Origin of the sequence: Mahella australiensis 50-1 BON, assembly GCF_000213255.1 — a bacterium.
GTDB classification, from domain to species: domain Bacteria; phylum Bacillota; class Clostridia; order Mahellales; family Mahellaceae; genus Mahella; species Mahella australiensis.
This window is the reverse complement of the sequence record NC_015520.1, coordinates 2552411-2576152: the sequence shown is the minus strand read 5'-3', so window position 1 is coordinate 2576152 and position 23742 is coordinate 2552411. Positions and strand designations below refer to the sequence as shown.

Annotated in this window: 24 protein-coding genes; all 24 read left to right on the top strand. The window is 43.5% G+C overall.

All coding sequences use genetic code 11. The features are described from left to right. Positions 1 to 39: 39 nt before the first annotated feature. The 24 genes from MAHAU_RS12085 to MAHAU_RS11970 all read left to right on the top strand — a co-directional run bounded on the left by MAHAU_RS12085 (position 40) and on the right by MAHAU_RS11970 (position 23739). Entirely contained in the window at positions 40 to 1746 is a 1707-nt protein-coding gene (locus tag MAHAU_RS12085) for a M23 family metallopeptidase (protein WP_013782010.1), read from the top strand. A gap of 218 nt (positions 1747 to 1964) precedes the next feature. Continuing rightward, positions 1965 to 2570 (top strand): glycosyltransferase, encoded by a 606-nt coding sequence (locus MAHAU_RS12080; protein WP_342630325.1) that lies wholly within the window; start codon positions 1965 to 1967, stop codon positions 2568 to 2570. A gap of 227 nt (positions 2571 to 2797) precedes the next feature. Continuing rightward, positions 2798 to 4189, top strand: coding sequence for an RNA-guided endonuclease IscB (gene iscB, locus MAHAU_RS12075; protein ID WP_013782008.1), 1392 nt, complete (start codon positions 2798 to 2800; stop codon positions 4187 to 4189). Between the two features lie 25 nt (positions 4190 to 4214). After that, positions 4215 to 4736, top strand: coding sequence for a glycosyltransferase family 4 protein (locus tag MAHAU_RS12070; protein WP_041644131.1), 522 nt, complete (start codon positions 4215 to 4217; stop codon positions 4734 to 4736). Positions 4737 to 4753: 17 nt separating this feature from the next. Continuing rightward, a complete protein-coding gene (locus tag MAHAU_RS12065) occupies positions 4754 to 5188 on the top strand; it encodes a metal-dependent hydrolase (RefSeq protein WP_013782007.1) in 435 nt (144 codons plus the stop codon). A 105-nt stretch (positions 5189 to 5293) separates the two neighbouring features. Continuing rightward, the gene (locus MAHAU_RS12060) at positions 5294 to 7309 is read left to right on the top strand and encodes a leucine-rich repeat domain-containing protein (RefSeq protein ID WP_013782006.1); all 2016 of its coding nucleotides are present in this window, start codon (positions 5294 to 5296) and stop codon (positions 7307 to 7309) included. A gap of 19 nt (positions 7310 to 7328) precedes the next feature. Beyond that, positions 7329 to 7889, top strand: coding sequence for a hypothetical protein (locus MAHAU_RS12055; protein ID WP_013782005.1), 561 nt, complete (start codon positions 7329 to 7331; stop codon positions 7887 to 7889). Positions 7890 to 7984: 95 nt separating this feature from the next. Further along, positions 7985 to 8824 carry a hypothetical protein gene (locus MAHAU_RS12050; protein ID WP_013782004.1) on the top strand — a complete coding sequence of 280 codons (840 nt, stop codon included), beginning with the start codon at positions 7985 to 7987 and terminating at the stop codon, positions 8822 to 8824. 208 nt (positions 8825 to 9032) lie between these two features. Further along, complete coding sequence (locus tag MAHAU_RS12045; protein ID WP_013782003.1) at positions 9033 to 9326, top strand: hypothetical protein; 294 nt, start codon at positions 9033 to 9035, stop codon at positions 9324 to 9326. Then, entirely contained in the window at positions 9323 to 9874 is a 552-nt protein-coding gene (locus MAHAU_RS12040; RefSeq protein ID WP_148258427.1) for a hypothetical protein, read from the top strand. The genes MAHAU_RS12045 and MAHAU_RS12040 overlap by 4 nt, the downstream gene beginning before the upstream one ends. A gap of 43 nt (positions 9875 to 9917) precedes the next feature. After that, a complete protein-coding gene (locus MAHAU_RS12035; RefSeq protein ID WP_148258426.1) occupies positions 9918 to 10529 on the top strand; it encodes an SAF domain-containing protein in 612 nt (203 codons plus the stop codon). 18 nt (positions 10530 to 10547) lie between these two features. Beyond that, complete coding sequence (locus MAHAU_RS12030) at positions 10548 to 11228, top strand: CpaE/TadZ family protein (protein WP_013782000.1); 681 nt, start codon at positions 10548 to 10550, stop codon at positions 11226 to 11228. 22 nt (positions 11229 to 11250) lie between these two features. Beyond that, complete coding sequence (locus tag MAHAU_RS12025; protein WP_013781999.1) at positions 11251 to 12486, top strand: TadA family conjugal transfer-associated ATPase; 1236 nt, start codon at positions 11251 to 11253, stop codon at positions 12484 to 12486. A gap of 39 nt (positions 12487 to 12525) precedes the next feature. Then, positions 12526 to 13092, top strand: a complete 567-nt coding sequence (locus MAHAU_RS12020; protein ID WP_013781998.1) for a hypothetical protein — start codon at positions 12526 to 12528, stop codon at positions 13090 to 13092. 4 nt (positions 13093 to 13096) lie between these two features. After that, a complete protein-coding gene (locus MAHAU_RS12015) occupies positions 13097 to 13324 on the top strand; it encodes a response regulator transcription factor (RefSeq protein WP_041644128.1) in 228 nt (75 codons plus the stop codon). Beyond that, the gene (locus tag MAHAU_RS12010; RefSeq protein ID WP_013781997.1) at positions 13324 to 14229 is read left to right on the top strand and encodes a type II secretion system F family protein; all 906 of its coding nucleotides are present in this window, start codon (positions 13324 to 13326) and stop codon (positions 14227 to 14229) included. The genes MAHAU_RS12015 and MAHAU_RS12010 overlap by 1 nt, the downstream gene beginning before the upstream one ends. A gap of 18 nt (positions 14230 to 14247) precedes the next feature. Next, positions 14248 to 15087, top strand: coding sequence for a type II secretion system F family protein (locus tag MAHAU_RS12005; protein WP_013781996.1), 840 nt, complete (start codon positions 14248 to 14250; stop codon positions 15085 to 15087). Positions 15088 to 15114: 27 nt separating this feature from the next. Continuing rightward, positions 15115 to 15522, top strand: a complete 408-nt coding sequence (locus MAHAU_RS12000; RefSeq protein WP_013781995.1) for a TadE/TadG family type IV pilus assembly protein — start codon at positions 15115 to 15117, stop codon at positions 15520 to 15522. Between the two features lie 74 nt (positions 15523 to 15596). Continuing rightward, entirely contained in the window at positions 15597 to 15800 is a 204-nt protein-coding gene (locus MAHAU_RS11995) for a hypothetical protein (protein WP_013781994.1), read from the top strand. 64 nt (positions 15801 to 15864) lie between these two features. Further along, positions 15865 to 16068: a hypothetical protein gene (locus MAHAU_RS11990; protein ID WP_013781993.1), complete on the top strand. Its 204-nt coding sequence runs from the start codon at positions 15865 to 15867 to the stop codon at positions 16066 to 16068. Between the two features lie 613 nt (positions 16069 to 16681). After that, positions 16682 to 20620 (top strand): peptidoglycan DD-metalloendopeptidase family protein, encoded by a 3939-nt coding sequence (locus tag MAHAU_RS11985; RefSeq protein WP_171804981.1) that lies wholly within the window; start codon positions 16682 to 16684, stop codon positions 20618 to 20620. A 16-nt stretch (positions 20621 to 20636) separates the two neighbouring features. Further along, the gene (locus MAHAU_RS11980; RefSeq protein WP_013781991.1) at positions 20637 to 21635 is read left to right on the top strand and encodes a CpaB family protein; all 999 of its coding nucleotides are present in this window, start codon (positions 20637 to 20639) and stop codon (positions 21633 to 21635) included. Between the two features lie 158 nt (positions 21636 to 21793). Further along, the gene (locus MAHAU_RS11975) at positions 21794 to 22501 is read left to right on the top strand and encodes a CpaE/TadZ family protein (protein ID WP_013781990.1); all 708 of its coding nucleotides are present in this window, start codon (positions 21794 to 21796) and stop codon (positions 22499 to 22501) included. Continuing rightward, positions 22501 to 23739 (top strand): TadA family conjugal transfer-associated ATPase, encoded by a 1239-nt coding sequence (locus MAHAU_RS11970; protein WP_013781989.1) that lies wholly within the window; start codon positions 22501 to 22503, stop codon positions 23737 to 23739. Before MAHAU_RS11975 ends, MAHAU_RS11970 begins: the two co-directional genes overlap by 1 nt. Positions 23740 to 23742 lie beyond the last annotated feature (3 nt).

Here is a 23742-nt window from a genome sequence, read left to right as displayed (position 1 = left end):
CTACAAAAGCCTTTCCCGCAAACAGGAAGGGCTTTTTTTATGGAAGAGGTGTTTAAATTGCCCGATAATGCGGAACAAAAGTCAAAACAAGCCGAACAAGCAGTAACAAGTGGTATTAAGAAAGCCGGCGGCAAGGCGGTTAAAGCAGGCGGAAAGCTGATACTTAAGATGCTTGCCCCATACCTGCCGATCATAATCGCGGTTGTAGTTGTTGTTGTTTTAATTTTTACTGCCACAAGCGTCATATACGCGCAGCTGACTACTGATCACAGCGATATAGAAACCGAGGAAGGCGAGATAGCCGACGAATGTATAACCAAGGCAGTTAAAAAAGCCAATGCACGCAGCCAATACGATTCATATGGCAGAGATGCCATGCTGGAACTGACCGAAGGCCAGGTATGGTCGGTTATAACGTTTAAGAATACGGCAACCGATACAAAGATAACCGTTGATGAAATAAACGAGACAGCGGAAGATATGAAACCGTTTTTTGAGTATATGACCGCTGACAGGATAACCGAGCAATTGCAAACATTTACCGACCCGGAAACAGGGGAGACATGGAGCGAGTGGGTAGTAATCGACAAATCCACCGATACGCTACTGACTCACGCCGATAGTATAATCGGTGAATACAGCTATACTTACAAAAAAGTAACTAATACAAGCGGTAATACGCGGACAACATATATGCAACCGCTCGAAACTAAACTGATAGGCGAACAATATGCCAGGCTGAAAAAATACCTCAAAGAGGAGTTAAAACTGGGCGATAGCGATATGGATATAGTGATTCAGTCCGTATTAGAAGCATCAGCGGGGTTTGAAAATAATCAGCAGCGTATGGATTGGCTGCTCGGCTACGGTACCGGTATTTCTTTGCCGGGTAATACGAATTATACGGGTATACCTGCAGATATAATACCGGCCATACAAGAGGCGTCACAAAAATTCGGTATACCGGAATGGCTGATTGCTGCCGTTATAAAGATCGAGTCAGGCTTTAATCCGCTAGCCCGTAACGCTTCGTCAGGCGCATACGGCCTGATGCAGATCATGCCGTTCCACATAGACGGCGGGCTGTTCGAACGGTTGGGGTTTGACAGGGTGGCTGACCGTGATAACCCGCGTGCTCAGGTTATAGCCGGCACATCGCTGTTAAAAGGCCATATAGGGAATATAACAGTGGATTGGAACAGCGAAATATGGAAACAACAGACGCTCAAAGGCTTGGCTAATTATGGCGGGTATACAAACGATCGCCTGGCCGAAGCCGAAGAAAAATACGTATCAAAGATATGGGCGGCTGCCGACAGCTATAAAACAATCGGTATAACAACCGGCATATCATGGCCGTTGCCGGGGCATACGAAAATATCATCGTATTTCGGCGGCAGAGCCGACCCGATAACCGGCAAACAGGCTGACCATAGCGGTATAGACATACCCGTACCGGAAGGAACACCCGTATTATCCGCCTCGAACGGTACAGTGGTATTTGCCGGATGGAACGATGCTTACGGCAATGTTGTAATAATAGAGTCAGGTCAGTATAATATATTATATGGACATAATTCAAAATTACTTGTCACAACAGGACAGACAGTGCAGCAGAGTCAACAGATTTCATTAGCCGGGACAACCGGCAGGTCAACCGGCCCGCACCTGCACTTCGGCATATCGATAGGCAAGTGGACCAACAGCAGATGGATTAATCCACTGTCGCAGGTCACTCCCAAATAGGGTTTGTCCGGATGCCCGGGTTCTCCTTTCTTTTTTGAGGCAAACGGAAGGTTTCCGCTTTCCTCTTTTAAGTTTGCCGGGTATCCGTTCAAATATTTCAGGGTTCGCAGGGTTCTCCTTTCTTTAGTGCGGACTTCGGTCCGTTTCTTTTGATAGCCTGCGGGCCCTGTTTTTATTTTTTCTATATATAAACGGTCGAGAAAGGGAGATGGGTCAAAATCAACATACTAATTTCAATCGGCTGGGTCCACCCGGCCACTAACGGCGTTTCAACGTTTATCACGCGAATGCAGGACAAATATGCGGATATGGGACATAGGGCTGATATTGTCTCGCTTAAGCCCGGAGATTTAAGAGAGGGGGAGCGGTATTATGCACATAACAGCGTTAAGTTTTGGGAATACCTGAGCAATCTCGATTCCGAGCCGGATGTAGTACATGCGAATGATGTTTTTTCGGCTAAACTGGCAAGAGAGAGGTTCCCGGACGTACCGATTGTGCTAACCGTTCACAACATACTAGCTCAGGAAACCCTCCTTGACGGTTCGCTAGTTAAAGGCAGCACCATATGGCACAATATCAGACGGGCCGAGATAGCCGGTATAGAAGCTGCTGATTGGGTAGTCTTCGTATCAAACGGGCAGATGCGGACTTTTCTTGAAGAATATGCAGTTGAACTGCCCGATGATATGATTTCCTCGGTAGTATACAATGGCTTGGATAAAACGATTTATCCGACCAAACACAAAGATCGTAACTCAATACCCGTCATCGTATCCGTCGGCAGATTAGCGGGCGTCAACTACCCACCTCTAAAGAGGTAGGCTTGTAAAAGAGCCTGGTTGACCAGCCTAAGTCTTAACTGACTACGTTATATAAGTCATGATACCTATGGATGCTTCTCCAGTCCGTAGATCTATCGCTCAGCATTAAACAGTTCCGAGGGTATGGGCAGTGTGCTAAGCGCAAAAAGCTTATATAACATTGGCGCGGAGAGATTGCCGGAAGGCAGCGTTACTAGCCCCGTAAGGGGCTCCGAAAGGAGAAAATTATGGTATTTGTACTAGATAAACACAAGAAGCCGTTAATGCCATGTTCAGAGAAAAGAGCGAGATTGTTGCTTGAACGCAGCAGAGCAGTTGTCCACAAAAAAGAACCGTTTACAATACGGCTTAAAGACAGGACGGAAGAAGAAAGTCAGTTGCAATCCTTAAGATTGAAACTTGACCCTGGCAGCAAAGCGACAGGTGTAGCTGTTTTGGCAGATGATACTAAGGCCATATGGTTAGGAGAAATACATCATAAATCCAATATTAAGAAAAAACTTAAAGACAGACGTGCGTTGAGAAGTAGTAGACGTAACCGCAAGACAAGATACAGGCAGGCACGTTTTAACAACAGGCATCCTGCAAAATGCGTTGCATGTGGTAAAAACGCAAAACATGGCAGCCGATATTGCAGGCCGTGCCAAAAAGCAAGGAACTATGTTGATAACGGGTATCGTGAAAAGCGTTTACCTCCGTCGTTACAGGCCAGAGTTAATCAGACGATTAACTGCGTAACAAAACTGTGTAAGTTGTTGCCTATAACAGCAATCAGTACAGAGCATGTTAAGTTTGATACGCAGTTAATGCAAAACCCGGACATCAACGATGTGGAGTACCAGCATGGAGAATTGTTTGGTTATGAGGTTAAAGAATACCTGCTTGAGAAATGGGGGCGTAAATGTACTTACTGCGGCAAAGAGAATGTACCGCTGGAAGTAGAGCATATAATCCCTAAATCCCGAGGTGGCACTGACAGGATAAGCAATTTAACAATAGCTTGTCATAAATGTAACCAAAAGAAAGGTAATATGACAGCAGAAGAATTCGGCTATCCAGAGATACAAAAACAAGCTAAACAACCGCTTAAAGACGCTGCAATGATGAATGCAACCAGATGGGCATTGTACAACAATCTGAAAAAGTTTGGTTTGCCGGTTGAATGCGGCACGGGTGCCATGACAAAGAAACAGCGACTAGCGCACAAACTGCCTAAAACGCATTATTATGATGCATGCTTTGTCGGCGCCAGCACATCTGATGAAATAACAATTTCAACAGAATATGTTTCAATATGGTCAGCCATAGGAAGAGGCAATAGGCAGATGTGCAGGACAGACAAATACGGTTTCCCAAAGGGCTACCGTAAAAACCGGAAGCAGTACTTTGGGTTCCAAACAGGAGATATAGTTAAAGCTAACATACCAAATGGCAAATATCAGGGTAACTTTACAGGACGCGTTGCTGTAAGATCAAGTGGGTACTTCGACATCAAAGACAGTACGGGCAATTGTCTCTGTCAAGGGGTATCATGGAAATATATGCAAGTTCTGCAAAGGAACTCTGGTTGGCAATACGACAAAGAAAGGAGAAACCCGCTCCTCTCGCAACTAAAGTAGCGAGTCTCCGCGGGTAAATATTTTCATGAAAGGATACAATTATCTTTTAGATGCGCTGGCCAAGCTGCGCGATTTTTCGTGGGAAATGCGTATTATAGGAGACGGCCCTGAAAGGGATATGCTGCAAAGCCAGGCAAACAGGCTGGGATTAACAAATCGTGTCAGGTTTTTGGGCGAAAGAAAAGACATACCGGATTTGCTTTCCGGAGCGGATCTGTACGTTCAACCGTCTCTTTTGGAAGGCCTGCCCACTACAGTCACTGAAGCTATGTTCTCATGTCTGCCGGTTATTGCAACAACGGTAGGAGGCATTGCCGAGCAGATAGATAGATCATGCGGTATACTTGTGCCGCCTGCTAATCCTGATGAACTGGCAAGAGCAATAAAACTTGTTTTAAGCACAGACAAAAAAGAACAGATGGGTAAGGCCGCGCGGCAGAAAGCCGAACAAAAATTCAGCATAGACGTCTGTGCAACCAAATATCTGCATATTTACACCGTAGCGGCAGCAAGTCGGAAAGCGCTTAGCCTTGGTCAACTGGCTTAGGGGAAAATGGAGAGGAAGTGTTTCAACTGAAAGGATACACGCATCTTGCAGCGGGGATAGCAGCCGGTTATATATTATCCGGCACGCCTGCAGGTATGATAGCGGCCGGTGCGGGGGCTCTGCTTCCTGATCTCGATACGCCTCATTCGATGCTCGGCAGCAAAATACCGCTGTTGTCGGTAATAGGCGGCGGGCACAGAGGCTGGATGCACTCTTTTATCGGACTGGCGGTATTTTCACTGCCGGTATATTTATATAACCCTCAAGCAGGGTATGCAGTTGCTACAGGATGCATTACTCATCTTGTGCTGGATATGCTTAACCCGTCGGGAGTTAAGCTGTTCTGGCCGTTTGGCCGCCACAGGCACATATTAGGGATCCCGAGCAGCAGTATCATTGCCAATCTGGCTGTTACGGTACTGGTGCTGTTTGCAGCGTTTGAAAGGAGGTGATATAACATTGAATGTTTTTTCCGCGATAAGAGCGGTTTATATTAGTAATTATTAAAAAACAGAAAAAGTGCAGGTTAAATTATTTTAGAAAGGAAATTAGTAAGCATGCATTTTAACCGTAGAAAACTACTCGCATATGTGTTATGCATAACCGTTTTATTGAGTGGTATGTTTTTTGTTGAGGTAAGAACTACTAGTGCTGCTGACCCAACAATGCTATATTATGCAGAAGGTGATGTATGGATAGACACGGATGGCAATGAAATGACGCCTGAACATGCACGACTGTGGAGGTATTATGTGCTTAACAATGGTACAGGTACAGTAGGGTTGGCTTGGTATTTAGGAGACATAGTAGATGGCAGGATAGTAGGCAAGGTTCCAGCAAGTATAAATGGGAAACCTGTATCGACCATGGATAGTACATTTCGTATGCAGCCTTTGGAATATGCACCTGTTATACCAGATACTGTAACGAATATGGTGTATACATTTGCTGGATGTACTTCTTTAATAGAAGCACCTGTTATACCAGATACTGTAACGAATATGTCATATACATTTTATGAATGCACTTCTTTAACAGAATTACCTGCTATACCAGACAAAGTAATATATATGTTATATGCATTTTATGATTGCACAAATATAACAGGTATTATTAAGATTCCTGTAGGTGCAATTTCGACTTCGTATTTTGCAGATAGTACTCTTGACCGTACCACAAAACCGATATTATTGTTATATACAAGCTCGCAAAGCAGTTTAGCAAATATGATTCATCTAAGCAATGTTACTAAGCGGGTTGTGCCATCAACTAGTGGTTATAATAAAAGTTTGCCCCAAAATATTATGGACACAGATACTAGAGTAACCGTTGATATTGAATCTTTAACAGGTGTTTATGAATTAAGTACTGGCGAAGAATTAAATTTTACAGCTACGGTAAGTAATCCAGATTTGCAGTATAAGTGGGTTGTTCAGGATTTATATGATACCAATGGTGAAACAAATTATAATGCATCTATAGATTCAACTGGCAAATTAAAGGCTTTTCAAGATGGATTTGCGGCTGTAGGCTTAATGGCTAAATTTCCAGATAACACTGAACATGTATATGGTGCAAAAGTAGTAAAAATAACAAATGGTGGTAATCAGCCAGTAACATCAGGATTTGTAAGTATACAGCCAGGAGATACTTTAGCAAGCTGGAGCGATGATTATTCTATGTCAGGCTCTTTAGGTCAGTATTTTTCTTTACCGCATGATGGCATTATTGTAAGTCAAAATAATCCCCCATCAGGAGATGAACAAGCGTTGTATGAACCATCTATTGTTACAGGAAATATAGTTGATAAATCTGTTAACTATTTAAAAGTTGGAGAAACGGCAAGTTATCAAGTAGCTAATCTAAACCCTGCTGATGCATCATATAGATTTGTAGCACGCAGTATGGTGCAACCAGCAAGTGTAAGTATTACAGATACTGGAGAAGTAAAAGCGCAGAGTGCAGGTTTATCGATAATATTGTTGGTTGATAGTCAAAATAAGCTTATAGATAAGTTGCCGATTATGGTTGGTGAGAATGATGTTATTAGCCCAGAGGAACAAGAACAGTTGGATAATGCGTCTTTAGACCCCGATGATTATTCATATATGGCTATAGGAGATGGTGAGTATGATGTAATCATACTGGGAAATATAGAGCCTATAACAACGCTGGATGTGGATGTTCCGATATCTATTAATTTTGTTATAGATCGTAATAGACTTTTTAAGGCTCCTGTAATTAAATTGGTTTCCCATTGTGCAGCACCATTAAAGGTTAGCATAAATAATGTATCTACGGTAGGCGACTCACCAAGCTTGGTAGACCCGGCCACATATACCGATGCTGGATGGCTTAGTTTGGGAGAAGCAGATACTCGTTCGAAAATCGGTTTAATATTAAATGGAGTTGGTTTATACCGTAAATCAGGGCTTATTGGAACAATCCCATCGGCTTTTAATGGTGAAAAAGACCTTGATTTAGCATTATCAGCAAAGTATGGAAAGAGTTGGGGAAATATGGCTGGCAAAAATATTCAGTATAATGTTGAATTGCTGATTGAGATGCAATAGAAAGAGAGGATATGTTTTTATGAAACAGTTTATATCAATAACACTTATTGTGATAATGGTTATGGGGTTTTCGTCAGTTGTACTGGCGGAAGGGGTTACACAAACATCCGATGTCAGTATAATAGGCACAGTCGAATCAGTTAATGATATTGATGTGGATGTACCGGTATCCTTAAATTTTACTATAAAAGAAGACCGTAGTATTGAATGGGCATCTGCCGAGATAGTATCGAGGGCATCACAACCATTAACAGTTACAATGGTTAGCACACAGCCGGCAGTATTAACACCGGAAGAAATAGCAGCAGGCTATGTGCAAGCACCGGCATTAGTAGCTGATAATGCTTTTACTGATTGGGATAACTTGACTGTTGAACAAACGAAATCAAATATAGCAATATCTATAAATGGGAAAAATTTATCAGTACCAAATCAAGTGTTAGGCACTTTGGACGCAGGAACACCTGAGGCGTCCACGTTGCCCTTGGTTGGCAGTGCTCTTTATGGTAAAGCATGGCCAAATACTGCGGGGCAGAGTTTTAAATATAACATGGTTTTAGAGATAGGACCTGCGGAATAACTTTGTTTTCTTTTTTTGCGTAAGGCAGTGCATAGTTATAGCACTGCCTTTCTCTTATTTCTCTTAATTTAATTATTGGGCGAGGAGAACAAATAATGATTTATTATCCGTTAAAAAAACAGGCTGTATCAAGCGATAAAAAGACAATCAGTTTAGCAAAAACGAACATTAAAGATGCCGCACACAGCCTAATTATCAGCAACCGTTTATATCAGATAACAGATAAATTGCCGGATGACAACAGCCGTGTTATAGGATATGTGGAATGCGACAAATCTGACCGGAAACAGAACAAGGACAGTAAACCGCAAGAAAACATTGTAGGATATATAACCAACAATATCCCGGTATTATCTGATAAGCCAAGAAACGATAAGCTGCTGGGCTATGTAAAAACTGATGATGATTCATATATAGGCATATTACAGAAAAAGTATAGCAAATTACCTATACTGGCTGCTATTGGATGCATTATACTAATGCTTTTTTTGATTTTACCTAAAAGCACAGTCCCTCTAGACAATAATACAGATAAAACAGCATCTGAATTCACTAATAATCAGGTTAAGCCGCCTGAACCGGCATATTTTAATGTCAATCTTAATTTAACACCAACAATCGAAAACGGTAAAATGAATCTGCGCGTGCAGAATACCGGTAAAGCCAGAGGCAAACCAAACGATTTATCGTGTGTAGTTGAAGTACAGCTAATATCCAGGAAAGATCATACCGGCCGATTAATAGAAACATACAAGGAACCGCTCAATATATACATGTCGCCTGTATTAAAGCCCTCAGAGAAAATTGAGTTTTGCACTATAACAAAGAATATTGCTCCGGGGAGATACGAAGGCCGGGCACTCTACACTATATATGATAACCAACACAAAATGATCGGGACAACAGCAGCTAAACTGGACATAGTCGCTAAATAGAGTATTTCCGGGCATTAGGTTAATCCGGCTGTTACGGTACTGGTACTGTTTGCAGCGTTTGGAAGGAGGTGATTCGCTTTTGGACAATATTATCGGCTTTATAGCGGCGGTATGTAGTGTATACATCACATGGCTGTACGTCAACAATTATACAATTAATTCGTCCAAAGGGCCGACAGCCAACAAAAATAGCTAAGGAGGTCTTAAGTTGAGCAAGGGAAAAGCAGTCTTGCATAAGGGCAAGAATCCGGATACGACACACCCGATACGGGCATACAGCGATACAACAGACATGCTCATCGTACAGATGATAGACGAGTGGAATTATACGCCGGCTTTAATAGCTGCCCTCCTGTACAGGGATAAAGCTGATGTGGCAGCTCACATAGCCGAACTGGAACGTACCGGCCGGGCCGATGATGTTCGCGAGTTTCTCAGAGGAAACAGTTCTTTGTATGTTTACAGGACAAAAAATAATAAAGGAAGGAAGAGCTTCGCGTGATGGTAATTGTTTATACAGGAATGGAAGAATTGGATAAGGCCGTAGCCGATGCGGTAAACGGAAAACAGGGGTTTTACGCCGATTATTTGCTTGAGGAAAAAGAAGCCGATACGGTTATAACATCGACTAATATAGAAACTAAAATACCGCTTAAGGATTTTCTGTTCGCTTTGCGGCGTGACAATAAGCGCGTAATACTGTTGGTAGGCGATGAAAAATCACCGTATATCGGTTATGCTCTCGCGCTGGGCATATACGACCTGGTGTTTGACCCGGTAACAATCGATGCTATAGCACAAAGGTATAAGAATCCGGCACGGTTTACCGATGTGGCGCAGATGTATCTCGGATTGCGCAGCCGGGTATCGTTTGAAGATCCGGTAACCAAGACAGCGGCTGCGGTTACTCCGGACGGGAACGGCAACGCCGAGATTGCCAAAGAACAGCTTAAAGGCATCTTCCGGCTTATGGGCAAGACTAATAACAAAGAAAATATAAATGAAATGCTGCTGGATCTCGAGCAGATACTTATACAGCAAATAATTTGATTTGAGAGGAGATTTTTTCTTGAAAGGGAGCAAACGATTATTAATGTTATTACTACCCGCGCTTATCGTGGGTGCCATAGTATATGTATATTTCACATCAACAACGGGTACAACCGGTATACTGACGGCTAAAACCACAATCAACGCCGGCATGAAGATTGAGGAAACCATGCTGGATACCATGCAGGTGCCCAACACAGCTATCCCGAGCGGGGCTATGACGGATGTCAACGATGTTATAGGCAAAACAGCGGCGGTAACACGTGCACCGGGCGATATAATATTCAGGGATGCATTATCCGAACAGGAACCGGTGCTGAAAGAAAATGAAACGTTTATTGCGGTTGAGCTGCCGGAATCACTGTCGGCCATGATAGGAGAAGGCAACCAAATTAACCTGGTATGCCTGGGGAATACTGCAGCAGCACAGCAACCCATAACCGAAACACAGCCAACGGACCAAACAGCAGCGCCTGCCGAACAACCTCAGGAGAACACAAACGTAATAGAGAACCTGCCGGTATACAGTGTGATAACAACCACAGACTCAACAGGCAGCAACATCAAGTATGCCATTATAAAGACGGATAAAGATACGGCTGTCAAGGCAGTTAATATTACGGCAGGCGAGTATGCTATTGTTATTTCAAAATAAGGAAGAAGGAGATTAACAGTGCTTATTTCAATATTTTCACCTAAAGGCGGGGTGGGTAAAACCACTCTCGCATTAGGGTTTGCTGAGGTAATATCGCAAAATCAATCGGTATGTATCATAGAATTCGATTTTTCACCGGGAGATTTCTCGGCTATACTTGACCTTGACATAACAAAGAACGTTCTTATGGCAACCAAATACAATTTTGCGGACAACGTGCAACGCCCGCAAGACGCAAAATACGACGTGATAGTGGGCGGTTTCCCGGATGCGCATGAGCGTATACCGCGTGACGAATTCGACCGTATGGTCAGGCGGGTTGAAGAAAAATACGATGTGGTATTAGTCGACATACAACCGGGATTTATCGAGCGTGCCATAGACGTTTTAAACAGGTCTGACGCGGTTCTGCTTATAGCCGAAGACGACTACCGCGTGGCAGCCCGTATAAACGGGTTTCTCGACTGGATTATGGTAAACAACATAAACCAGGCCAAAAACTTCTTCTTTGTGGTGAACAGGAAGAAAGGTAAAGAGATACAATTTTTAGATAAAATGCAGAACCGGTTACCGTTTTTTTACGAAGTGCCGTTCATAAAAGATCTGAAAGGCCATAAAGACAACCGGCTGGAAAAACATATCAAAACTATGTATGAAAAAATACAGCAAGCCGTTCAGGTGACAGCTATTGAAATATAGGATAAGAAGGGATAATTGAGTTATGCCGTTAACAGAGCGTATAAAGGAAATCAATAAAGTGGATGATATCGATTTGGAAGCCGCCATAACCAACATGGACGATATGCTCAAATATGTGCGTACAGCAGTGTTATCGGCATCAGGCGGCCCTCTTGATACCGAACGTATTAAGGCGGCGGTTACAAAATATACGGAAGAATATCTCAAGAGCCATCATCCGTATCTTTTAGACACACCGGGGCGGGTAGACGAATATGCCACACTGGTATATGACAGATTATACGGGCTGGGGCCTATTGAAAAGTATCTCAGAAACCCTGATGTGACGGATATATTTGTTATGGGAACAAGGATTATGTATGTAGAGCGCGAAGAAAAGAAAGACGACCCGGCAGGTTTTACCGATGAGGCCGATGTCCGCAGGATAATAGACAAGATAGCGGCGGGCGTTGGCAAGACAGTCAATGTGGCAGATCCTTATGCCGACGCTGAGCTGTACGACGGCTCGCGTGCTCTTCTGATGATACCGCCGGTATCAGACCGGCCTAACATCATCATACGCAAGCACACATACGGCACCAAACAATTACCGGAACTGGCCCCCGGCATGCAAAACCTCACACCCGAAATAATCGGCTATTTTAAACAGGCGGTAACCGACCGCAAGAACATTGTAGTGATAGGCCAAACGGGGTCAGGTAAAACCACATTTTTAAATGCACTTACTTATTATTTCCCGCCTAAACACATAGTAGCCGTGCTGGAGGACACGCATGAGATGGTACTGCCATTGACATATGTATATTATCTTAAAACCAGAGAAGCATCAGGCGAGGCGGAAGCCATAACCTGGGTGGATATGCTCCGGAATTGCTTGCGTGCCAACCCGAACCGCATAATATTAACCGAGATACGTACAGGAGAAGCGGCATATGAGTTTCTTGAAATATTGAACTCGGGCCACAGGGGGTCTATGACAACCATACACGCCTCAAGTACGTACCTGGGCCTGCAGAGGCTTGAGATGCTGATTGAAGACTTCAAGCCCAGCATGGACGATCTTATGTTGCATAAGTTTATAGTAGGCGCAGTGGATATAGTGGTGTTTCTTGATATACTGGAAAATGAGCAGGGTGACAACACAGGCAGGATAATAAAAGAATTAGCGGAGGTGCACGGCTTAAACGATGACGGGTCGTATAACTTGGAATATATTATAGAAGACGGCAAAATAGTCGAACTGCCAATTTCGTTTTAAGAGACGCACTAAAAAAAGTATACAGAAGGGATGTTTTTTATGAAAAAAATCTATATTGATACGCGGATACAAGCGATAGACGAACCTCTCAAAGAGGAATTTGCCGATCGGATAACAATTGATCGCGAAAAAGCCGATATACTGGTTTTGTCTAAAAAGAGCACAGAACCGGGCGAAATAGCCCGGCTGATAACACCGGCAGAAAACCGGCGTATAATGTTTCTGGCGGATAACAAAGACACCGAGCTTATAGCCGAAGCGAAAGCAGCCGGCATCAGGGATATATTTTATTCGCCCGTTAAATTGCCATTGCTTTCCGAGCGGATAACCGAAGCCTTAGCGCAGGCCGAACCAGACACGGCGGAACCGAATAACGCAAAGCTCCCAGCGGCACAGCCAACAGCTGCCGCCGATAAGCCAAAGACCGATAACCCAGCTGATAAAACAGACGAATTAAACGCGATTTTGCAAACCATAAAAAAACGCATGGCCAACGGCAATCAAACAGAGGTTTTGAGAAAAGAAAACCAAGAATTAAAAGCCGAGATAAAGAAATACGAAGATTTTATTTCAGTGTTGAAAGAGATATTTATACAGGAGGTATAGAACCGTGCCGGAAAAACTCACTACCCGCGAAAAAGAAGTGCTGTTATGCATCATCAACGGGATAAACAATCAAGAAATAACAAATAAACTGCTAATATCCAAGAACACCGCCAAGAACCACGTTTACCACATTATGCGCAAGATGCGTGTTCACCGGAAGACGCAGGTAATCAAAAAGGCATACGACATGCTGCCGCAGATGATAAGTGACCAGGGAAATCAGGTGATCTGATGATTGTAGCAATACTAGCCGCTGTTGCGGTTATGATATGTATGTTAATTTTTATGTCGTATCAGGATTATAAGGATTATGAGCTGCGCAGGCGGATAAACCGAATGCTGATACGCAAGCAGCCGGATAAGTTCAAGCCGTTCGCCTTTCTGGGCGAGACAAACGACAAACTGGTTATGGCGGCTGCTGAGCTCATACCGGGTATGGACCCGGATATGTTTATCATATACGGTTTATACATTATGGCCGGCGTGATCGCCGCAGCGGGCATAACGGGCAATATATTATACGGGTTTTTGCTCGATGTATTGATTATCGTATTGACGATGATGTATCTTGATAACCGCCGCAGCAACAGGATTTATAAACTGGAACAACAATTCGGAGCTTTTACACGCGATGTGTCGGTATACCTGCGTGCTAACCCAAATCTGTACAGAGCCATAGAATCGGTGACGGAATATGCCGGGCAACCGCTCAAGCAGTATCTTGACGCGTTTATACGGAGAGTGGAGTCGGGTGAACCGATCGACGAGTCGCTTAAACAATTTAAAACCGAAACGAATATAGACAGCATATCCGAATGGGTGGACAGCATCATATTCGCACGTATGGCCAAAAGCGATATAACCGATGTATGCGACCACTCAGCCGACAGGATAAACCGTAAACTGGTACGCGGTATGAACATACACGCGGTATTGTCCAAAACGAAAGGTGCCGCCTTCGCCATGCTTGGGCTTATAGCGCTTATGGTAGTTTACACCATTCTAAGCTCTGCAGAGACAAAAGACCTTATACTCAGTACGGGAACCGGCCAAATGATTTTAATATACGTGATCGCCAGTCTGTTCATAACAACCTATATCATTATGAAACAGATAGACGGTATAACAAAACAGTAGAAAAGGAGCTGACTTAATTTGGCGATTTTTGCAAAAGCACGGGCTAAACCTAAAAAAGAAGTTAAAGAACACGGCATACCGTTTACTAAAACAGCCGCATCGGTAGCCGGTAAATATATTGATAAAGATGTGCTGTCAACTATGGATCGTACTATAAAGACGGTAGGCGGGGTGGATATTGCCATACCGGGCACAACGGGCGGCATCAGATTGCTGGGATTCACTGCCCGCAACGTATACGAATATATAGCAGCCTTGCTCACATATTCGGCAGCTGCCGTATTGCTTATGGTATACGGTATTATATCGGGAGCGGGGCTTATAGGCCCGGTTATGATGACAGTTGCCGTAATGGCATACACCATAGGCAGATACAGAAGTGCAGTATCCACCTATAAATCAAAATTCGAGAGCCAGTTGCCGGCAGTTATAGACAGCATGATCCAAGGCTTGGCTATAGAGATGCCGGTTGAACAGGTGATATCATATATAGCCGATACAAAAAGCGGTGTGGTTACTCCTTTCCTGAAAGAATTGAGGGATATGCTGTTTACCGGTTCGTCGCTCGAGTCAGCGTTAACCGAAGTATCGGCTAAGACGCTGTCGCCTGATTTTGAACGCGTAGCGCGCATATTAAGTTTCAGAAGCGAAACAACAGCCGAAATGATCCACGGGTTGGAACAGATAAGAGATAATATGGAAACCCGGCTGGAAACACAAATCATGGCTAAAGCAAATAACATGGAAAACACCATGATACTACCTATCATGGCGGGGTATGTTCTGCCCTATCTGGTAATAATACTGTACCCGATGCTTAGCGACCTGCTCAAGTTTTTCAGTGCAATGGGTCAATAACTTTTCTCGAAAGGAGGCAATAAACAATTGTCCGGACTTAAGAAACTGATCCGTGATAAGCGCGGGTTCACAAGTACGATAACGTTCATAGTGCTGCTGCCGTTCATAATGGCTTTTGTGATAGCTATGGCCCAACTGACCATAATCGGCATAGGCCAGACAACGGTTAATAACGCGGCGTTTGAAGGGGCGCGGGCGGGTGTGCGTTCAGCATCGCCTGTCAATGCTGCTATACAAGCTGCTAACAAGTACGGTTCAGGCATACTGCATGACTGGGACAGCAAGGCTACCGTTACAGCCAGATCGAGTGGCGACACGGTTACGGTAACCGTCAAATATGCTTTCCCCAAGTATGCGTATTTCAACATGAACGGCATAGACATAGGCACTATAGTACAATCCAGCAGTTCGCAGCTGATCGAAGACAGGCCATAGTCGTTATCCAAAGAAAAACCGGAAAGGCTTCCTCAAAATGAGGAGGCCTTTTTTTATAGGAGGTGAGAAAAACCATGCTGAAAGCGTATATAGTTGCGTCGAACGAGGCTAAGGAATTGCTGTCCGACAAGAAAGCCGTCAGCCACTTGGTTGAGGTGGCGGGCACGCTGGGATTAGTCGCCCTGGTAGTAGCGCTGGTATTCCCCGATGTCCAAACTGCCATATCAGAAATATGGAATAACATGATCGGCAAAGTGCAGGATTTTACCAATTCCTAAAAGCGCCAAGGAAAGAAGCGGAAACAACGCCGGACAATCAGGGGGAAAGGAGGTGATGAAACAAATGATGAAGATATATATAGCTGTGTCGAATAAGGCTAAGGAATTGATATCAAACAGGAAAGCGGCTGATATGTTCGAGTGGATAGCTATCATAGCGCTGGTAGTAGGAGCTGTGCTGTTCATAACACCTACCACCAGAACCCAGATATCCAGTCTGTTCTCTAACGTTTTTAGTAATTTAAGCAAAATAAGCGTAGGTGATTAACATCGGTCCGGGTTGGCGGCCACTACGAATAAAGTGGCCGCTATTAGCTTTCAACTACCCTCAATAAATTGGTGAACATTCTCGGCAGTATTTCGTTAAATACGAAAGGAGGGAAAGGCACATTTATTTTAATTCCAGTGAGAGTAAAGTATGTGTGCCGATTTCGGTGAAAAGAAATATAAAATTAGTTTTGTTTACGTGTGTTTTTAGTTTGATATGTTTGTGGACAACTGTTGCTAATGCACAGATACCTAATCCAAATTGGGAACCATATGCATCAAGTCAACCATCTTCTATAGCTTACACTATAAACAGTACTAGTATAATCCCAGATTATTATTCATGTGCTTCGTTGTACCCAGGAATTGATATGAGATATATAGAAAGAAGTTATTTTGGGGCATCAGCAACATATGATGCATATATGTATTTTATATATCCATTTGGTACTTCAAAATGGTTTTATTCATTATATGGACCATTTTTTCAATATCAGCAAGTGTATAATCAAAATTCAGCGTCAAGATCGGCACAAAGTATTCAATTTGCTAGAGAAGTTTTTGGACAAAGTAATACGTTATATGTTGTGACAGCAACTGGAAGTGGTTCTGATATGGCAGATGGCAAAAGTGCTGCAAGTGTTAATGACAACTATCCGATTTTTTTAGTTGATAATGCAGCAGTTTTGCAGGCAAATGTTGTTCAGGGAATTGAGGATTTGAGAGCCAAAAATTTGATAATCTTAGGCGGTGAAGGCTTGTTTGGACCAGCTGCTGCAATTGGTGATAAGTATAATGTTATTCGAGCTGGAGGGTCTGACCGATATCAGACTTGGCAGTATTTGAGCGGCGTTGATAGCCATCCTGAAATAATAAATATTTCAGGAGATGACCTTCCAGCACCATTACCAGGGAAAGATTATGTTTATTGGACAGCTTCAGGAATTTCACGTAATAGCCTTGTTACAAGTTATTTAGAGCAAGGTAATTTTGATGCTGCTGTAGATACTTTATTAGATTCAACTATAAGTTATGCTAATAATTATAATAAATCTGTTGTTATAGGGTTAGACGGTAAATATTTTATTGCTTATTGGGTTGAGCATTATAGGGGCTATACTGGAGGTGTATATCAATATATAGGCCCAGCCTATTTTGATTCAACACCACCAATTATATCAGTAAATCCAACATCACGTAATTGGGGAAATACGGGTGTAACTGTTAATATATCTGTAACAGATGATAAAGGATTAGACAGTGTACAGTATGCATGGTCTACTACAACAGGTAAACCAACTACAGGTTGGGTTGATACAGCACCGATATCACAAGTAACGCAGAGTGCGACAGGTAGTTGGTATTTACATGTTCAAGCGGAAGATAAAGGCGGTAATTATGTATATAACTATTTTGGACCATACAAGATAGATAAGAACGTGCCCACTGTAGTTGCTAGTCCAGAAGAAAGGAACTGGGATAATACTAATGTAACTGTAGCTTTAACTTATAGTGATACAGGTGGTTCAGGTTTATCTACTAAGCAGTATGCATGGTCTACGAGCACTACAGCCCCAACTGCATGGAATAACTATACAGCACCGGTAACACAAACCGCTGAAGGCACGTGGTATCTACATGTGAAGGTAGGTGATAATGCGGGAAATGTTATGACAGATTATTTTGGACCATATAAGATAGACAAGACACTACCTAGCATATCCGCAAGTCCATCTGGAAGAGATTGGGGCAAAACCAATGTAACTGTAACTTTAACTTATACTGATGCAGGAGGTTCTGGTCTACCCACTAGGCAGTATGCATGGTCTAAGAGTACCACAACTCCAACTGTATGGAATAACTACACAGGACAGGTAACACAAACTGCAGATGGAGTGTGGTATTTGCACGCTAGAGCAGTAGATGGAGCAGGTAATAGTATAACGACATACTTCGGACAATATAAGATAGATAAGACACCACCTACCATAATAGCTGTTCCCGCAAGTAGTGATTGGGGTAATACAGATATAAGTGTAACTCTGACATATAGCGATGCAGTTGGTTCAGGTTTATCTACAAGGCGATATGCATGGAGCACAAGTACAGCTGTACCCACCGCATGGGTTGACTATACAGCACCGGTAAAACAGACTGAGGAAGGTATATGGTATCTACATGTTAGAGCAGAAGATAATGTAGGCAATGTTAATACGCAATACTTTGGACCATATAAAATAGATAAAACATTACCTACTGTTACAGCAAATCCATCTGAGAGCATTTGGGAACATACCGATGTAACTGTAAATTTGACTTATGCTGATACAGGTGGTTCAGGTTTATCCACTAAGCAGTATGTGTGGAGTTCGAGTAATACTATACAGCCTAGCACGTGGTTAAATTATAGTTCAGCCACGACGCAGCCAGTTACTGGCAGTTGGTATTTGTGGGCTAAGGCAACAGACATAGCAGGTAATGTTATAATTAAGTGTTTTGGACCATATAAGATAGATAAAGTTTTACCTTTAGTAAGTTTTGCACCAAATAGTAGTAGTTGGGATGATAGCGTAACAGTAACTATAACACCTACAGATAGTGGAGGTTCGGGTTTAGATAAGTGGCGTTATGTTGTTTCTAGTGATAACGGTTTGACATATGGGAGCTGGAGCAGTTATTATACTGGAATTGAAACTGTAACACTTAATACTAGCGCTATTTATAAATTAAAGGTAGAGGTTTATGATAAAGCTGGTAATGTAAATACGTTATATTCAGGTAGTTATAATATTGATAGTGAACCACCTGATATATCAGCAGATTTGCCAAGTAGGAACTGGGGTAATACTAATGTAACTGTAACATTAACTTATACTGATACAGGCGGTTCGGGGTTATCCACAAAACAGTATGCTTGGTCTACAAGTACCGCGACTCCAACTACATGGACGGACTACACGACAGCAGTAACACAAACTGCAGAAGGCACGTGGTATCTGCACGCTAAGGCAACCGACGCAGCGGGTAATGTTAAGACGCAATATTTCGGTCCGTATAAGATAGATAAGACACTACCAACTATTACAGCTAACCCGTCAAGCAGGGATTGGGAAGAAACACCGGTAACGGTAACATTGAATTATATGGACAGCGGCGGATCCGGGGTAATTGCAAGGCAATACGCATGGAGCACAAGCATTACAACACCGACTGCGTGGACTAACTACACAGCAGCAGTAACACAAGCTGCGGAAGGCACGTGGTATCTGCACGCTAAAGCAACCGACGCAGCAGGTAATGTTAAGGTGCAATACTTTGGGCCGTATAAGGTGGATAAACTGTTGTATATAACAATTAACCCGTCGGAAGCTACGATTGTGAGGACAGAAACGCTGCCTCTTATAGTCAGGGCTACGTATTACAGCGGAATAACTAAGGATGTAACCACCAGTTCGTTATATACCTCAAATAATACGTCAGTTGCTGAGGTTGATTCATACGGGGTGGTAACCGGAAAAGGTGTCGGTACGGCTACCATAACGGCGGTATACAACGGTAAACAGGCACAGGCATCAATTACTGTTCAGGAACCAGAAAAAACCGTGTCCGGTAACATAACTATAACAACTACACCTACGTATATATATACAAAATGGCACAAAGACGCAAACGGTAATCCGGCACAGGCGCAAATTACCGTAACGTGGGACAACTTAAACCTGCTGTTTTTGCGCGCAGACAAAACCGTTCTGCGCAGCGAACCTATAACGGTAACCAAAGCCGATTCGCAGCACAGGATAGACAGATATACCATTATACCGTCATATTCCTGGGGGATATTGAAAAATCAAACCTTAACCGGGATTAGCGGCGGTAAAGGAGTCTACCGGGCATACTATGAATATGACAAGGCGGGTAAGCCGACGTCGCCATTTACGTTTACCGGAACTTATTTGTCCGAAGGAACGGAAAAGAGTTTTGATGTTACCGTTGAAATACCGGTAAACGGGATCTCCACAACATTGCGCCAAAGTAACATACCTTTGTCGGCCGGTTTTGCGCACCCGTTTACTAATGCTCCGGGGAAAAACAAATGGGAATACAGAGGTGTGTGGCCGGCCAGCGGTGTTTTAACCATAGGCGGAGCCGGCGGCGAAATGCAGTGGCCCGTTCCCGGCAATACGGTTATATCATCATATTACGGCAGGCGTATCGACCCGATAACCGACGTGGTAACAACGCACCACGGTATAGACATACCGGCACCGGAAGGAACAAACATAATCTCACCAGAGGACGGTACGGTGGTATTTGCCGGATGGGATGATAGTTACGGTAATCTGCTCGTAATACGCTCTGGCGGATATGATTTCATGTTCGGGCATTGCAGTGACATCCTTGTATCCAATGGCCAGGCAGTAACAAAAGGCCAACCGATAGCGAAGGTGGGAACAACCGGCAGATCAACCGGGCCCCATCTGGATTTACGCGTAACCATAGGGTCGTATACCAAAGGTAATTATGTTGACCCCCTGACGATCGTTAAACCATAGAGAAAGGGAAAAAATCATGAACAGGATAATTAAAATAGCAATTGCGGCGGCGGTGATAATATTCGTCGCCGCCTATCTTTTCACATATAACACCGAAGGCACAAAACAAGTTGTGGTCGTTACAAAAGAAATAAACGACACAATGGAAATAACATCGGACATGATAACAGTTAAAGCATTGCCGGTAAGCGCAGTGCCTGGTGATGTGCTTACCGATCCTAATGCTGTTATAGGCAAAATGACAACGGTAGGCCGTATACCCGGCGATCTGATACCGAAATCGATACTGGCTAAGCCGGAGGATATTGCGGTAAAAGATAATGAAGTATTACTAACCATGAACATACCGTCGTCAGATGATGTGCTAACTCATATAAATAAAAAGATACTGCTTGCATTGTATGGCGATCAAAAGCAGCCGCCTATTATTGTAGACGGCGTGGAAATATATCAAATAAAAAATACAGTATCAGGCTCGTCAGGGCAATCACAGCCATATGCAATTATAAAAACCGATGTCGAAACGGCTAAGATTATTATGCCGTATATTGCATCCGGTTCCTATAAGATCCTCAGCAATAAAGGCCAGAGTTTGCCAAGCGAAAGTGCCGCCGACCAAGAACCTGCCGGCCAAAATACAACCGGAGCATTATCGGCTGTCAACAGCATAGCCAAAATTTCCGAGTACCGGGATATGATTTCCGCGAAATATAAAGAACTTGAGAACGCCTATGCGGCGCAGCAAAAAACCAAAAACATCAACAGTTGGAAATCCTGGTCTGAGACATGGCAGAAAGACCTGAACACTAAACGCAATTCTTTTGAAACTTTGAAATATGACAGCTCCGTTAATCCGGCGTTTCAGCAAGCAAAAGCCGCTGCGGATGCTGTTAACAGGTTATGGGCGGGATACAATGCGGTTATAGTCAACAATGACAAAACAGTAGATATCGCCGGGGCAAAAGCCGACTACCAAAAATACATCACTGCAGTAACAAACTTAATTGCAGAATAGCCCGTATTGCAACAGAAACGGTCTCAGGAGCGTTTTTGTTCGGGAGGTATAAATTTATCCTTCCGGAATTACCAAACGCCTCAGAGGTCGTTTTTGCTAATGCAAGCCCCGCCGGTTATGGTGGGGGATAAATCAAAAAAGCAAGGAGGAAAACAATTTTGGTAATATCTATATATTCGCCCAAAGGCGGGGTGGGAAACACTCTACTGACCTTAGCATTAGCCAGGGAAGCATCAAAGAAACTCAAGACGTGCGCGCTTGAGTTTGACTTTACACCGGGAGATTTCCCGGCAATACTTGACATAGACCGCAGGAAAAATATATATACTGCTATGCGCAGCGGTATTGAGCAGGCTGTCCAAAGACCGGCTGACGAGATATTTGATGCAATTGTATCAGGTTATCCGGATACGCCGGAAAGATTTGAGGAAAACGATGTTCCTGATTTAATAGCCGGTTTGAAAGATTTGTATGAGTTAGTATTAGTTGATATCCAGCCCACATTTATTCCGGCAGTTATGGATGTTATGAATATATCCGACAAAATACTTCTTATAACGACCGATAACTTTTCGGTGGTCAGCCGGACCATTGGTACGCTGGACTGGGCAATGTCCAATAATTTCATCGATATTTCCAATATCGTGCAGGTAGTCAATATGCAATCGAAAAAAAATACGGAATGTGTTAATCTGGCAGGCCCGCAGATACCGGTCATATATACCGTTCCATATATAAAAAACATCAGCGGGTATAAAGACAGCCGGCTGCAAAAACATTGTGTCCATATACTTAACCGGCTTATGCCTGACATATTTGAAGAGCCAAAAAGAAAGATATTTGCCGGGAAGGCCGGTGACAGGTAATGCCTAATCAAAGCTTGACAGAACGCTCACGCAGCATAAACAGAACAAAAACCATTGATTATGACTTAATAGCGAATGCCGTAAGAACAGAACTTTTAGGCATAACCGGTACGGATAAGATAAACGCAGCCGTAAGAAGCGCCGTATTGCGATATCTCGAGATTAATCTGCCGCATAAACTGCCTGAGGTTGACCTGATAGCCGATGAGGTATTTAATCTGCTGTACGGGCTCGGCCCTTTGGAGAAGTATCTGCATATGAACGGTGTGACAGATATAATAGTATTTGGTACGCATATCATGTATGTCCAAGACGGTATCAAAAAAGATGCGGACGAAGGCTTTACTGATTTAGCGCAGGTCGAAACGGTATACCGGAGGATAGCCGCAGCTGCCGATAAGAACATATCCGCAGCGGAACCGTCTGTTGATGCCGAGCTGTATGACGGCTCGCGTGCCCTCATCGTTATACCGCCTGAAGCTGCCGAACCGTATATCGTGATACGCCGGCATTGGATGTTAAGTGAACCGTTGGAAAGTTTGGTTGACGGTCTGCGCGATTTGGCGGAACCCGTATCAACCGGGCGTACACATACCGAGGTATATAAAGGCAAGAAAAGCAGCGACCCGTTCAACGGTACGGTAGCCGAATACCTTGCCGACGCTGTACGCCGGCGGAAGAATATAATGGTAATAGGCGAGACCGGAGCGGGAAAAACCACACTGATAAACGCTCTTACGTATTATGTACAGCCGAACCATATAGTGGCTGTATTAGAAGACACGCGCGAGATAGAGGCTCCCCTCAAGTACACCTATTATTTCAAGACGAGAGAACAGACCGAAGGGGCAAGAGCCATAACATATGAGGATATACTGAATGATTGTCTGCGCGCCAACCCGGACCGCATAATATTAACCGAGATACGCACGCCCGAATCGGCCTTTACATTGGTAAACGTGCTTAATTCGGGCCACAGGGGGTCTATGACAACCATACATGCCAATTCGGCGCTTTTGGGATTGGACAAACTGGAAACGTTGATAAACGAATACCGTGACTTGGATAAAATCCTGATCAGGCGTATGATAGCCAGGGCGATAGACGTGCTGGTCTTTCTTAAGCTGGAAGATGACGAGATGGGTAATACCAAAGCCCGTGCCATAGGTGAAATAGCCGAATTGACGGATGTGGACGATGCCGGCAATTATATTCTTGAATACGTATATGGGGGTTAAACA